The sequence below is a fragment of the Dehalogenimonas formicexedens genome, from assembly GCF_001953175.1.
GTDB classification, from domain to species: Bacteria; Chloroflexota; Dehalococcoidia; order Dehalococcoidales; family Dehalococcoidaceae; genus Dehalogenimonas; species Dehalogenimonas formicexedens.
Map to the genome: position 1 here is coordinate 1,983,868 of NZ_CP018258.1, position 14,453 is coordinate 1,998,320.

The following is a 14,453-nucleotide window of genomic DNA, read 5'->3' on the forward strand; positions in this document are numbered from 1 at the left end:
ATTGTGTCATGTTCCGCCTTACGGCTCATTTTCGAATCCCATCACTTCCTTTCTATATTAATTTACGACTAATCACAAAACATCGCAGTACAGGTGGTTCTCCCTGCACTTCTTACTATGATAACACCAGTGTCAATCCCTACCACTCCTCCCGGGTCCAAATTCCAAATACCAATTTCCAAATACCAAACAGGTTCAAACTACCAAATTCCAAACGTAAGACGAAGAGCGCGAGGGGCATGCCGGTTTCAAAAATAATAACGGACGGGGAAAGGGGACGTTAGGAGAAAGTTATACATTATTTTTTTATGTCGAGTAGTTTTGGGCGTCAGCTGTCAGCAATCAGCTATCAGCCGTCAGCTTTAACCGGTAGGCCGGGATGCTTCGGCAAAATCAAGTAAACAAACCGCCTTTTTAGCCCGTTCATGGATTCGACAGGCTCACCACGAACGGACGGTGCTTAACAAGGATCATTTCACCCTTCGACAAGCTTCCCGATTAGCATCGGGACAAGCTAGGGCGCACGGATTAGTGAAAGCCACGCCGGGCTTCACCCTCCTCGCAAAGACACAATAAAAAAAGGAAGGGCGCCGCAGCGCCCTTCCGGATTTCATTATAAGGGAGGGCATCCGCTCGCCCTCACCACATTCGCTTCCGCTCAGTGCAGGCTCTACCCTCTCCCGCCGTCAGCGGGAGAGGAGATAGTTTTTAGTCTTTGCCCCGCTGCAGGTTGTCCAGGAACTCGGTGTTGTTGCGGCTCTTCTTGAGCTTGTCCAGGACGCGCTCGGTGACCTCGGCGAAGTGGGTGGCGTCGTCGGCGATGAGGGCGACCATGCGCCGGAGCAATTGGACCTGCCTGAAAGTTTGATCCGACATAAGCAGTTCCTCGCGGCGGGTGCCGGAGCGCGGGATGTCGAAGGCGGGGAAGATCCTGCGTTCAGCCAGTCTGCGGTCGAGGTGCAGTTCCATGTTGCCGGTGCCCTTGAACTCTTCGTAGATCAGGTCGTCCATGCGGGAGCCGGTGTCGACCAGGCAGGTGGCGATGATGGTCAAGCTGCCGCCTTCCGCGGTATTGCGGGCGGCGCCGAAGAACTTCTTGGCCGGGTGCAGGGCGACGGGGTCGAGGCCGCCGGACAGGGTGCGGCCGGATGGCGGCATGGCCAGGTTGTAGGCGCGGGTCAAGCGGGTGATGCCGTCGAGCAGGATCAGGACGTCCTTGCCGGATTCCACCATGCGCTTGGCGCGCTCGAGGGCCAGCTCGGCGACGCGGGTCTGGTTCTCCACGGCTTCATCGAAGGTGGCGGCCATGACCTCGCCCTTGACCGAGCGGCGCATGTCGGTGACTTCTTCCGGGCGCTCGCCGATAAGGACGACCATCAGGTGAATGTCGTTGTAATTGCCGGTGGCGGCGTTGGCGATATTCTTGAGAAGCATCGTCTTGCCGGCCTTGGGCGGCGATACGACCATGCCGCGCTGGCCCCGGCCGATGGGGGCGATGAGGTTGATGAGGCGGGTCGAAAGCTGTCCCATTTCGGTCTCGAGGTTGATCATCTTGTCCGGGAACGTGGGAGTGAGAGCGCCGAAATGAGGCCGCTGCTTGGCGACGTCCGGGTTAAGGTCATTGATGGCTTCGACTCTAAGCAGCGAATAGTATTTCTCGCCCGGCTTGGCGTGGCGCGACTGGCCGATGATCATGTCGCCGGTCCTCAGTCCGAAGCGGCGGATCTGGGACTGGGAGATATAGATATCGGAGTTCGACGGCAGCAGCGACGCCTGGCGCAGGAAGCCGTAGCCGTCCGGCATGATCTCCAGGATGCCGGAGCAGAAGATGTTGCCCTGCTGCTCGGTGAACGCCTGGAGCAGCCGCAGCACGATCTCCTGCTTCTTGGCGCCGGTGACACCGACCAGCTTCATCCGCTTGGCCAGTTCGAGCAGGTCTTCCCTGCTCATCGTCTCCAGGACGGACAAGGCCAGCGGCGGCGGCGGCGGCGGCGGGGCGGGGGGTTCGGGGGTTCGCTGAACCTCGACGGGTTCAATACTGTTGACGGGATCGATTTCGGTCATGGGATTCTCCTTGGGTCACGAATATCTAATGTCTAATTTCTAAATCCAAAATAATGTCTAAATCCAAATCTCTAATTTCAAAATCGGAAAAAGTTGTATCAAGTCGTTTTATCTACAATAGCTCCAAATATCTTGGTGATCTCGGTTGCCTCTTTGAAAAGCAATTCCCTCTGTTTAACCTGTTCGTCACCTTTTGCCTCAATAAGCTGCAACCAGTATCGCGTTTCTTTAGCCTCTTTGCGGCAGATTTTTACTCTTAATGTAAAATCTTTTTTGCTTATCGCCTCGTTGGCTTCAATATAGTTGGCACCTATTGAGCCTGATGATCTGACTAGTTGTTTAATTATTTCGACATTGGCCAAACTTTGCGGAACCGTTCCGACAAACGTAACGACCCGTTTTGCGAAATTCAACGTCCGCTCTTCAAGGTCATGTTTCGGTTTTACGGTTTCCAATTCATTCAACCAAAGTTTTTGATATTTGGTATTGGATATTGTTTAGACATTAGAAATTAGATATTAGAGATTGGTGGCTCCCGACTTTTTCCAATCATCGAGGAAACGTTGGATGCCGATATCAGTGAGGGGATGTTTCAGCATTTGCTCAAGCACTTTGTAAGGAATAGTGGCGATATGGGCGCCGGCCTTGGCGGCGTCAATGGTGTGGAGGGGGTGGCGGATGGAAGCGGCGATGACCTCGGTCTTGAAATCGTAGTTCCGGTAGATGGCCAGGATGTCCCGGATAAGCTGCATCCCGTCGTGGCCGATGTCGTCGAGGCGGCCCAGGAACGGGCTGATAAAGGCAACGCCGGCGAGAGCCCCCAGAATAGCCTGGTTGGCCGAAAAACACAGCGTCATATTAACCCGGACGCCGTCCTTGGCAAGTTCGCGCGTCGCCTGGAGTCCCTCGGCGTTCATCGGCAGCTTGACGACGACGTTTTCCGGCGCCCAGGAATAAAACCGCTTGCCGTCGGCGACCATGTCGGCCACTGCCTCGGAAACGACCTCGACAGAGATCGGCGCCGCCACCGGCAGGAGGTTGGCAATCTCCTTAACGACGGCTTTATAGTCCTTGTGCCCTTCCTTTGCCACCAGGGACGGGTTGGTGGTCACGCCGTGGATGACGCCCATCGCGGCGCCCTTTTTGATTTCGGAGATGTTGGCGGTATCGAGGAATATTTTCATGAGGCTCCTGTTTTGAACCAAAATCCTAATATCTAATGTCTAAGCACAAAACAATTTCAAATGACCAAAGCACCAATGGCAAAACACGTTTTAAATTTCGATATTTGATATTTGGTCATTGTTTAGGATTTAGATATTAGACATTAGATATTTCAGTCAACGGCAAAGCAGGCTGGTCACCCTCGCGGATGACGTTTTTGGCCGCGCCGATGAAATCGCGGAAGAGGGGCTGGGGTTTGCCAGGCCGCGAGGTGAACTCAGGATGGAACTGCGAGGCGATCATCCACGGATGGCCCTTCAGCTCACAGATCTCAACGAGCTTCCGGTCCGGCGACAGGCCGGAAAAAACCATGCCCGCCGCTTCATAGCGTTCCAGGTACTGGTTGTTGAACTCGAAGCGGTGACGGTGGCGTTCGTAAATAAGGTCGCGCCCGTAGGCGGATGCCGCCTGGGTGCCGCCAACCAGTTGACACGGCCAATTGCCCAGCCTCATCGTGCCGCCCTTGCCGCAGACCGCCTTCTGCTCCGGCATGATGTCTATCACCGGGTGGGCGGTGCCGGCGTCGAACTCGGTGGAATTGGCGCGGGAATGCGACAGCACGTTGCGCCCGAACTCGATGACCATGATCTGCAGGCCCAGGCACAGGCCGAAGTAAGGCACCTTATGGACGCGGGCGTACTGGGCGGCCTTGATCATGCCCTCGATGCCCCGGTCGCCGAAACCGCCGGGAACGATGATGCCCTGGGCGTGCTCCAGCAGTTTCTCGCCGCCGGGTTTTTCCAGGTCTTCAGACTGGATCCAGTCTATCTGCACCTTGCGGCCGTGGAACATACCGGCGTGGGAAAGAGCCTCTCGGACGGAGTAATAGGCGTCTTTCAATTCGACATATTTGCCGACCAGCGCGATGCGGACGGTACCGCAGGCGCCCTTGACGCAGGATACCATTTCGCGCCAGGCGTCGAGTTCGGGGGCATGGGACTTCAGGTCCAGCTTGCGGACGAGGAAGTCGCCCAGGCCTTCCGATTCAAGCATCAGGGGCACTTCGTAAATAGAATCGACGGTCTGGGCAAAAATGACGGCTTCCCGGTCGACGTCGCAGAAAAGGGATATCTTGTCGCGTATCGATTCAGGGATGGGAACATCGGAACGGCAGACGACGACATCCGGCTGGATACCGATACGGCGGAGTTCGTTGACGCTGTGCTGGGTGGGCTTGGTCTTGAGTTCCTGGGTGGGCCCTATATAAGGAAGGAGAGTGACATGAACGTAGAGGACATTGTCGCGGCCGACATCCTTGCGCATCTGGCGGATGGCTTCCAAAAACGGCTGGCCTTCGATGTCGCCGACCGTGCCGCCGACTTCGATCAGGATGACGTCGGCTTTGGATTTGACCGCCAGCTTCTTGAACCGGTCTTTGATCTCGCCCGTCAGGTGCGGCACCACCTGGATGGTGCCGCCCAGGAAATCGCCGCGGCGTTCCCTAGCGATGACCGCGGAATACACCTGGCCGGATGTGGTGTTGGATTCGGCGGTGAGATCGATGTCGATAAAGCGTTCGTAGTTGCCCAGGTCGAGGTCGGTCTCGGCGCCGTCGCCGGTGACGAAGACCTCGCCGTGCTGGTAGGGAGACATGGTGCCGGGATCGACATTGAGATAAGGATCGAGCTTGAGGACCGAGACGCTGACTCCCCGGCTTTTCAGCACGGTGCCGATGCTGGCGACGGTGATGCCTTTGCCCACTGAGCTGACCACGCCGCCGGTGACGAAGATGTATTTAGTCATCCAAAAGCAATACCTGAATTTTCAAATGGAAAGTCATTGCGATGTTCATGTGGAAATTTTTGCGGGGCGGACTTTCACAAGCCCGACAGCTATTATAGGTACGCCCCCGAACGTTGTCAACTGCCCAAACAGGAAAATAACCCGAAATACGTACCCCCAAAACCAATTTTTAAGTAGTTTTGCTGATGACGGTTCACCTTTTCGAGGCTAACATTATTGGGGATTAAAGAAAGGTTCCAAGCCGATGCGTTCACTTCACCCGAACCACAAACTTGTAATCCTCACGGCGATAGTTTTTGCTTCCCTTTTATTGATCCCGGCATGCTCCGGGCAAGGCGCGAAAACAAACACCAGCACGACTTCAAACGGCATCATCACCGATCCGCCCACCATTCCCTCAACCGGCGTACCTCAACTGAACGTTCCGGCTGCGTTGATCAGCCAGAAAACCACCCTCCAGAATACCCAGTACGTTGTTTTCGCCTGGAACGACCTCGGCATGCACTGCCTGAACCCGTCCTACGATTCGGCGGTTGTCTTGCCGCCTTATAACACCATCTGGGCACAGGTGGTCAAGCGGGGTAACCCGCCGCAGGTGGTTACCCAGGGTTTTAGCGTTGAGTACCGCATCGTGGGCAATACCTACTCATATGGCAAGAGCGTTTTCGGTCAATTCTGGGACAATGTGCTCAAGCTTTTCGGCGTGACTGTCGAAAAGAACAAAGGCTTGAATCTCGTCGATCCGTCGATCAGCAACGGCCTGTCCGGTTCAATGGTCAACAAGACCGACCACTTCGAGGTCGACGGCATCCCCCTGACCCCCATCCTGGACAACGGCACCTGGACGCCCTATCAGATAGCCGAGATAACGGTAAAGAACTCCGGCGGTTCCATTGTTGCTCAAACTTACACCACGGCGCCGACATCGGAAGAGATGAACTGCGCCAAGTGCCATGGCACCACGAATACCTTCGCCAACATCCTGGCTACCCATGACAAAAATGAAGGCACTTCCCTGGTCAGCCAGAAACCCGTGCTGTGCGCCAGTTGCCACGGTTCTCCGGTGCTGGGGCTAACCCAACCCGGGTCTGCCGGGACCTTCCTGTCCCAGGCGATGCACACCAAGCATTCAACGGTGAATCCCCAGCCGAATTGCTACGACTGCCATCCGGGCGCCAACACCAATTGCAGCCGCAGTATAGCCCACACCGCCGCCGACGGGAACTGCACCAGCTGCCACGGGACGCTGGCTAATGTTGGAAGCTCTATCACCGCCGGCCGGGTGCCCTGGTTCACCGAGCCGAAATGTGTCCAGTGCCATTCGGGTGTGGCGGAAGTCGACACCGGTTCGATTCTCTACCGCAATGACACAGGCCACGGGGGTATGTACTGCACCGCCTGCCACTCCAGCCCGCACGCCATGGTGCCGACGGAGGTCCTATCCGACAATTTCCAGGCGTTGCAATACCAGGGCAAGGCGTTGCCTATCGGGGCCTGTGAGACCTGCCATCCCACCTCAAAGGGAGGCGGTAACAACGGGAGCCTGGGTGAGTACATGGAAGCCCACGGCGGCACCACCCCGGAGCGTTTCAACGCCTGCAACGTGTGCCACACCGCGGTCACCACCGCCAACACCAGCCAATGGCCCCATATGTTCCAGTGGTTGAAGCGATAAGTTCACTCGGGATAAAGCAAGAAGGGCGGGTTGACCCGCCCTTCTTTTGTTTACCGTTTTGGAGTTACGAACCCTTGGCTGGAGCCGCCGGTTTGCGACCCTTGCGACGGCCGTTGCCGGCAGGAATTTCTTCCCCTTTAGGCGTGAAGGTCAATTCATCGCCCCCAAGATCGACAACCACCGTCGAACCCTCCTTGAAATCGCCTTTAAGGATTCGGGTGGCCAGCGGGTTCTCGACATACTTTTCAATAGCCCGCCGTAACGGCCTTGCGCCGTAGACCGGATCGTAGCCGACCTTGGCCAGCCAACCCTTGGCAGCCTCTGTGATGACAATGCCGATCGACATATCTTCAAGCCTTGTTTCGACTTCTTTGGCCATCAGGTCCACGATATGCCGGAGTTGTTCCTCCCCGAGTTCGTGGAAGACGATAATTTCATCGACGCGGTTTATGAATTCCGGCCGGAACATCTTGCGGACCTCGGCCAGTACCTTCTCCTGCATCTTTTCGTAGCCCTCTCGGCCGTCGCCGTTGCCCCCGGTGGCAAAACCAAGGCGGGACTCGCGGCGGATGGTCTCAACCCCGGCGTTAGAGGTCATGATGACCACGGTGTTCTTGAAGTCCACCGTCCGGCCGTGCCCGTCGGTGAGACGGCCGTCGTCCAGGAGCTGTAGCAACACGTTGAACACTTCAGGATGGGCTTTTTCGACCTCATCCAGCAGGATCACGCGGTAAGGGCGTTTCCGGACCGCTTCGGTCAGCTGGCCGCCTTCCTCGAAGCCGATGTAGCCGGGCGGCGCGCCGATCATGCGGGAAACGGTGTGGCGTTCCTGGTACTCTGACATGTCGATCCGGACCATAGCAGTCTCATCGCCGAACATGAACCAGGCCAGAGAACGGGCCAGTTCGGTCTTACCGACCCCGGTCGGGCCGAGGAAGAGGAAGCTGCCTATCGGCCGACGGGGATCCTTCAGTCCCGCCCGGCTGCGCCTGATGGCTTCGGCCACCGCGACGACAGCCTCATTCTGGTCGACGAAACGCTCGTGGATACGCTCTTCCATATGAACCAGCTTTTCGGCTTCACCTTCCAGCATCTGGCTTACCGGGATGCCGGTAGAGACGGCGATGAGTGCGGCAATATCGGGAGCGCAGACTTCCCCGGTTATCTTTTTACCGGCCATCCAGGCGTCCCGCTCCTTTTTGAATTCTTCTTCCAGGCGCAGGCGCTCGCTCTTCAAAGAGGCTGCCTCCGCGTAATCGTTACGCTGGGAAGCGGCATCCTCTTCCATCTGCAGCTGTTGCAGCCGCTTTTCAATTTCACGTACGTTTTCGGGGGTACTTTCCATATCCAGCCTGATCTTGGAGGCGGCTTCATCGATAAGATCTATGGCCTTGTCGGGCAGATGCCGATCAGTTATATAGCGCTGCGATAAACTGGCGGCGGCGTCCAAAGCCTCATCGGTGATCTTGATCTTGTGATGAGCCTCATACTTGGGGCGCAGACCCTTCAGAATCTCAATGGTATCCTCAACGCTTGGTTCGTCAACGAAGACCGGTTGCAAACGCCGTTCCAGCGCCTTGTCTTTCTCGATGTATTTGCGGTAGTCATCGGACGTAGTGGCGCCGATAACCTGCATCTCTCCACGGGCTAGAGAGGGTTTGAGCATATTGGACGCGTCGATGGCCCCTTCGGCCGCTCCGGCGCCGACGAGGGTATGGATCTCGTCGATGAATAGGATAACTTCCCCCTGCGACGAGCGCACCTCGTCCATCACCGCCTTAAGCCGCTCCTCAAATTCTCCCCGGAACTTGGCGCCGGCCAAAAGCGAACCCATATCCAGGGCCATGACACGCCGATTTTTAAGGGAAGACGGGACGTCTCCGGCAACGATCTTTTCGGCCACGCCTTCGGCAATGGCGGTCTTGCCCACACCGGCCTCGCCGACGATGACCGGATTGTTCTTGGTGCGGCGGGTCAGGATCTGCATCACCCGGCGTATTTCAAGTTCGCGCCCGATGACCGGGTCCAGTTTTCCCTGTTCCGCCATTTCGTTCAGGTCGCGGGAGTACTTGGCCAGGGAACGGTACTTGCTCTCGGCGCGGGCGTCGGTGACGCGGTGGCTGCCGCGGATTTTCTGTAAAGCCGAATACACCTTTTCTTTGTCGATGCCGAAGCTCTTCAGGATAGACGCCGAAAGCCCCTTGGGCTCGCCCACGATGGCGATGAAGATATGCTCGGTGCCGATGAACTCGTCCTTCAACCGCTGGGCTTCCTGAGACGCCTCCTGGCCGACCTGGACGATGCGGGGGGTGGGGAATATCTGCTGGGCGTCATAATCCAGTTTGGGCACCCTGGACAAGGCGGCGTCAACTTCAGTTTTAATGGCATCGGCGTCGACACCCAGTTCTTTAACAAGCTCTCCGACCAGACCCTTGTCCTGGGTCAACAACGCCATCAGCAGGTGCTCGACATCCCACTGGTTGTGCCGGTATTCCCTCACCAGTTGCTGTGACGCGGCGACGGCCTCCTGGGCCTGCTCGGTAAATTTTTCCTGTCTCATTTAACTTCTTCCTTTCTGCAAGCGGAGAACTTCTGCGCGAAGCCTTTCATTCTCCTTCATCATTTCGTTCATTTTCTGCAGCATATTGGTGATAACTTCCACACCGGCCATGTTGACTCCCAACTCATCGATGAGATTCCTGACCCGGCGCAGTATATCTATGTCACTTTCCGAATAAAGTCTGATATTGCCCGGCGACCGTTGAGGCTTCACCAGTCCCGAACGCTCATAATAACGAAGCGTATGCGTTTTTACGCCGATCAACTCAGCGGCGACATGGATCACATAACGTGGCCGATATCGTTCTTCTTCCATCACACACTCCTGTAACTGCTAACTTGCAGCCTGACCGGCAGGCCGGATTTTGGCCAGTTCATTAAACAGTTCTTTTTCTTTATCGTTCAGTTTGGTGGGCAGGGTGACGTTCATCCGGACGATGAGATCCCCATTACCTGTCTTGCCCAGGTGAGGCATGCCCTGACCGCCTAGTTTGAACGTCTTTCCATTCTGGGTTTCTGCGGGGATCTTCAATGCCAGGCGGGTACCTTTGATGGTAGGAACTGTGACCTCTCCGCCCAAAACCGCCACGGTCAAGGGAACATCGACTGTCGTGAAAAGGTCATCGTCCTTGCGCTCAAATCTGCCATTGGGCGACACTTTGACGACCAGGTACAGATCGCCGCGGGGACCGCCGCCGCTTCCTTCCCCGCCTTTGCCGGCGAGTCTAATCCTTGAACCGTTAGTTACCCCGGCAGGAATCTTAACTTCAAGCTTTTCCGGCTTGGCGCCCTGCATAGTCAGCATCCGGTTGGTCCCGTGGTAAGCCTCTTCCAGAGAAATCTCGATTTCATAATCAGCATCCTGGCCGCGGTGAGGCCGCCGCCGGCCGCCCCGAAGGATCTGATCAAAAAGATCACCTACGTCTTCGCCGGCATATGCGCCGCCGAAAGATCCGCCGGATTGTTGAAAATCAAAACCTTCAAATGGAGTACCGCCGCCGCCGTACTGTCGGCTCCCCGCCCCGGCTTTTTCGAAGGCTTCGGCATGCTGCCAGTTTTCGCCGTATTTATCGTACTTGGAGCGCTTGTCCTTATCGGACAATACCTCGTGAGCTTCGTTGATTTCTTTGAACTTAGCTTCGGCGGCCTTGTCTCCGGGGTTAACGTCAGGATGATATTTCCGCGCCAGTTTGCGAAAGGCTTTTTTTATCTCATCTTCGGTGGCGGTGCGGCTGAGACCCAAGGTAGCGTAATAGTCTTTAGCGGCCATAGTGACCTCTTGTTACAACAAGATAATCCATTATACCCGCTACTAAGGTTTTTTGTCTAATTATTATCATTATTCTTGATACATCTGTATTAACTCTATGGGTCATCCCCATCGTCCCAACTCCCATTGTAAGCTCTAAATCCCCGAGCTCAAAAGAGCCGTTTTAAGGGTTATAAATAAGGTTTCAGATTGCGTCAGCCTTCGGCAGATGCTATCATTTCGGCATCAACCCCAAGGAGACTCCCATCAAACAAGATGCGTATGCCGCCGCCGGCGTTTCCATCGATTCCGCCGCCATAGCAAAGGAACGGATCAAAAACCTTGCCAGAGCCACCTTGACGCCAAATGTCCTGGCTGGCCCCGGGTTCTTCGGCGGCATGTTCGAAGTGCCATGCGGTTACAACAAACCAGTGCTGGTCTCCAGTTGCGACGGCGTCGGCACCAAGCTCCGGATAGCTTCGGCCATGGGCAAACACGACACTGTGGGCATCGACATAGTCAATCACAGCGTTAATGATATCCTGACCTGCGGCGCGACCCCCCTGTTCTTCCTGGACTATATCGCCATGGGCAAGCTTGACCCGGTCCTGATAGCTGAGGTTGTCAAAGGCTTGTCCACAGCATGTCAACAGGTCGGTTGCGCTTTGATCGGCGGAGAAACCGCCGAAATGCCAGGGTTATATCACGGCAATGACTATGACCTGGCTGGCTTTATCGTCGGTATCGTCGAAAAAGACGACATCCTGAACGGGCAATCCATAAAACCGGGTGATGCCGTCCTCGGGCTGCCTTCGACCGGGCTTCACACCAACGGTTATTCCCTCGCCCGGAGAGTCCTGGGAGAGACGGCGTCGGCAATGATCATGCGTTACCCCATCCTGACCGGCAGTGTCGGTGAAGCCCTGATCACGCCCCACCGGTCCTATCTCGCCGACTTGAAACCCGTTCTCACCGAAATCAAAGGACTGGCGCACATAACCGGGGGCGGCTTTACCGACAACATCCCCAGAACCTTACCGCCCGGTACCGCTGTCCATATCACCAAAGGCGCCTGGGAAGTACTTCCGATCTTCGAACTTATCCAGGAATTGGGGAATGTAGCCGATGCCGAGATGTACCGGGTGTTCAACATGGGTATTGGCATGGTGATTGTTGCTGAACCGGCTAAAGTTCCGTCGCTGTTGAAATCAATGCCCGAGGCAAAGGTCATCGGTGAAGTGACCGCGGATAAAGGGCTCGGGAGAGTCACCATCGATTAACTTTATGTCGAGTATCTTACCTCGATCTCAGAGCACTATCGCCGGCGCAAGAAAAGCCCGGCGTATCGTAGGAGGAATGCATTATGCGAGCCATTCTCAGTGTCTCCGATAAAACCGGATTAGAATCCTTCGCCACCGAACTCGCCAAACTGGGCTGGGAGGTCTTCTCCACCGGCGGCACCAAGAAATCCCTCTCGGCGGCCGGAGTCCCTGTCCATTCGATTTCAGATATCACCGGATTCCCGGAGATCCTGGACGGCCGGGTCAAGACGCTTCATCCTATGGTTCACGGCGGCATCCTGGCCCGGCGCGACAAGGAAGACCACATGGCTCAGCTGGCCCAAAGCGGCATCACACCCATTGACATGGTGGTGGTCAACCTCTACCCATTTGTCCAGACGGTGTCAAAGGGTGATGTCACTCTGGAAACCGCCCTGGAAAACATCGATATCGGCGGGCCGGCGATGATCCGGGCTTCGGCCAAGAATTTCCCCGGCGTCATCATCGTCACCGATCCCGGCGATTACGCTATGATCATCGACAAACTGAAGGGTCCCGGGCTCACCCTCGACGACCGCAAGCGCCTGGCTCAGAAAGCCTTCCAGCACACGGCGATGTACGACACGGCGATTTCACAGTACCTGTGGCAAGGGAATGAAGGCTTCCCGGAGAACATGACCATCGCACTTAAAAAACGCTACGGCTTGCGCTACGGCGAGAACCCCCACCAGCCTGCGGCCTTCTACGCCGAACAGCGGGTCGGCGCCAGCCAGAACAGCGGCATCACCTGGGCGGAACAGCTCTGGGGCAAAGAACTCTCGTTCAACAACATCCTGGACGCCGATGCCGCTTGGTCGACGGCCACCGATTTTTCGGATCCGACCGTAGCCATCATTAAACACACCAACCCGTGCGGGCTTGCCAGCGGCGAAGATCTATCAGAAGCCTACAAAAAAGCGTTCGAGGGCGACCCGGTTTCCGCGTACGGCGGCATTGTGGCGGTCAACCGGACGCTCACCGCCGCTATGGCCGAGGCGATGAGAGGGACTTTCTACGAGATCTCGATCGCTCCGGACTACGAGGAAGCCGCGCTCGACATTCTCAAAAAGCGGAAGGACCTGCGCATTCTCAAGGCCAAACTTCCTGCTCCGGAGACCCAGCCGCCCCTCGACTATCGCCGGGTGAAAGGCGGTCTGCTGGTTCAACAGGCCGACATCATGCCGGATTCGGCGTTAAGCCTCAAAACAGTGACGAAACGGGCGCCCACCGAAGCCGAAATCGCCGATATGCTGTTCGCCTTCCGTGCGGTCAAACATATCAAGTCCAACGCAATCGCCCTCGTCAAAGACAGGATGCTCCTGGGCATGGGCGCCGGCCAACCTAACCGGGTCACCAGTGTCGATATCGCGGTCAAGAGAGCGGGCGAAAAATCGAAAGGCAGTGTGCTGGCCTCCGATGCCATGTTTCCCTTTAACGACAGCGTGCTGCAAGCAGCGGCAGCCGGGGTTGTAGCCATCATCCAACCCGGCGGCTCTATCAGGGATGATGCGTCGATCCAGGCGGCAGATGAAAACAACATCGCCATGGTTTTTACAGGGATCCGGCATTTTCTGCATTAGAAATAACGAAATATGAATGACCATGATTCCGCTCATTTAAACAAGTGGGAGAAGTTCCCGCCGCCCGAAGCCGTGGTCGAGGGCGATTCGGCGGACGTTTATTTTCACCGTACCATCGAAATCCTGAGAAAAGAAGACCTGAACCCGACGGCGGTCATGGAGGTCTTTCCCAACGCCCCGGGCATCATCTGTGGTATGGATGAAGTTTTGGCCTTGCTCGACCGGGTCCTGCCCGAAGCCCGCCGGGAAGTTTGGGCACTGGCAGACGGTGACGCCGTGGCTTCCAAAGAGGTCGCTTTACGCATCAGGGCGCCATACCAGAGCTTCGGGCTCTATGAGACCGCCATTCTGGGTTTCCTGGCTTCCGGAACCGGGTGGGCTACCGCCTCCGGTGAGTGCGTCCAGGCTGCCGGCGCCATTCCCTGCATCAGTTTCGGCGCCCGCCACGTCCACCCGCTGGTTTCGGGAAGAATGGACTACGCCGCCGTCATTGGCGGGTGCGCGGGCTGTTCGAGCGTTGAAGGTGCCAGACTGGCAGGCATCGAACCGTCAGGGACGATGCCTCATGCCCTTATCATCGTCATGGGCGACACCGTTAAAGCCACTCTTGCCTTTGACAAATATATCGATCAATCCGTATCCCGGGTATCCCTGGTTGACACCTTCAAAGACGAGGCTGAAGAAAGTCTTCGGGTTGCCAATGCCCTCGGCGATAAGCTCAAAGCCGTCCGTTTGGACACCCCTGTTGAGCGCGGAAGGGTCACCTCAGAACTGGTCAAAGAGATCCGCGCCCGGCTTGACCAGGCTGGACATCATGGAGTTGGCGTTTTTGTAACCGGCGGTATTACCCCTGACCGTATCAGGTATTTCATCGAGCGCGGCGCCCCGGTGACCGGATTCGGCGTCGGCAGTTATATATCAGGCGCCAAGCCGATAGATTACACCGGAGATCTTCACGAGATCGACGGTAAACCGATAGCCAAACGAGGCAGGATCCCCGGAATAACGGCCAGCCCGCGCCTCAGGCGCGTTATGTGATT

Annotated in this window: 11 protein-coding genes; 4 read left to right on the forward strand and 7 right to left on the reverse strand. The window is 56.4% G+C overall.

Going from position 1 to position 14,453, the window contains the following annotated elements; translation table 11 throughout:
- Nucleotides 1–708: 708 nt before the first annotated feature.
- The 4 genes from rho to pyrG all read right to left on the reverse strand — a co-directional run bounded on the left by rho (nucleotide 709) and on the right by pyrG (nucleotide 5,031).
- Nucleotides 709–1,950, reverse strand: coding sequence for a transcription termination factor Rho (rho, locus tag Dform_RS10380; RefSeq protein WP_076005152.1), 1,242 nt, complete (start codon nucleotides 1,948–1,950; stop codon nucleotides 709–711).
- A 212-nt stretch (nucleotides 1,951–2,162) separates the two neighbouring features.
- Nucleotides 2,163–2,519 (reverse strand): four helix bundle protein, encoded by a 357-nt coding sequence (locus Dform_RS10385; RefSeq protein WP_076004904.1) that lies wholly within the window; start codon nucleotides 2,517–2,519, stop codon nucleotides 2,163–2,165.
- Between the two features lie 63 nt (nucleotides 2,520–2,582).
- A complete protein-coding gene (fsa, locus tag Dform_RS10390; RefSeq protein ID WP_076004905.1) occupies nucleotides 2,583–3,248 on the reverse strand; it encodes a fructose-6-phosphate aldolase in 666 nt (221 codons plus the stop codon).
- 136 nt (nucleotides 3,249–3,384) lie between these two features.
- Nucleotides 3,385–5,031: a CTP synthase gene (gene pyrG / locus Dform_RS10395; RefSeq protein WP_076004906.1), complete on the reverse strand. Its 1,647-nt coding sequence runs from the start codon at nucleotides 5,029–5,031 to the stop codon at nucleotides 3,385–3,387.
- A gap of 244 nt (nucleotides 5,032–5,275) precedes the next feature.
- Here pyrG and Dform_RS10400 point away from each other — a divergent pair, with 244 nt between their 5' ends.
- Nucleotides 5,276–6,706 (forward strand): cytochrome c3 family protein, encoded by a 1,431-nt coding sequence (locus Dform_RS10400; RefSeq protein WP_076004907.1) that lies wholly within the window; start codon nucleotides 5,276–5,278, stop codon nucleotides 6,704–6,706.
- A 64-nt stretch (nucleotides 6,707–6,770) separates the two neighbouring features.
- On the opposite strand, the gene Dform_RS10405 is transcribed toward Dform_RS10400, so the two are convergent.
- The 3 genes from Dform_RS10405 to Dform_RS10415 are packed head-to-tail and all read right to left on the reverse strand — an operon-like array spanning nucleotide 6,771 to nucleotide 10,535.
- The gene (locus tag Dform_RS10405; RefSeq protein ID WP_076004908.1) at nucleotides 6,771–9,266 is read right to left on the reverse strand and encodes an ATP-dependent Clp protease ATP-binding subunit; all 2,496 of its coding nucleotides are present in this window, start codon (nucleotides 9,264–9,266) and stop codon (nucleotides 6,771–6,773) included.
- Nucleotides 9,267–9,581: a MerR family transcriptional regulator gene (locus Dform_RS10410; RefSeq protein WP_076004909.1), complete on the reverse strand. Its 315-nt coding sequence runs from the start codon at nucleotides 9,579–9,581 to the stop codon at nucleotides 9,267–9,269.
- Between the two features lie 18 nt (nucleotides 9,582–9,599).
- Nucleotides 9,600–10,535, reverse strand: a complete 936-nt coding sequence (locus Dform_RS10415; protein WP_076004910.1) for a DnaJ C-terminal domain-containing protein — start codon at nucleotides 10,533–10,535, stop codon at nucleotides 9,600–9,602.
- Nucleotides 10,536–10,780: 245 nt separating this feature from the next.
- Here Dform_RS10415 and purM point away from each other — a divergent pair, with 245 nt between their 5' ends.
- From purM to Dform_RS10430, 3 genes are all read left to right on the forward strand, one after another.
- Nucleotides 10,781–11,794 carry a phosphoribosylformylglycinamidine cyclo-ligase gene (gene purM / locus Dform_RS10420; protein WP_076004911.1) on the forward strand — a complete coding sequence of 338 codons (1,014 nt, stop codon included), beginning with the start codon at nucleotides 10,781–10,783 and terminating at the stop codon, nucleotides 11,792–11,794.
- Nucleotides 11,795–11,877: 83 nt separating this feature from the next.
- On the forward strand, nucleotides 11,878–13,413 hold the full coding sequence (gene purH / locus Dform_RS10425) for a bifunctional phosphoribosylaminoimidazolecarboxamide formyltransferase/IMP cyclohydrolase (RefSeq protein WP_076004912.1): 1,536 nt from the start codon (nucleotides 11,878–11,880) through the stop codon (nucleotides 13,411–13,413).
- A 12-nt stretch (nucleotides 13,414–13,425) separates the two neighbouring features.
- Nucleotides 13,426–14,451, forward strand: coding sequence for a nicotinate phosphoribosyltransferase (locus Dform_RS10430; RefSeq protein WP_076004913.1), 1,026 nt, complete (start codon nucleotides 13,426–13,428; stop codon nucleotides 14,449–14,451).
- Nucleotides 14,452–14,453 lie beyond the last annotated feature (2 nt).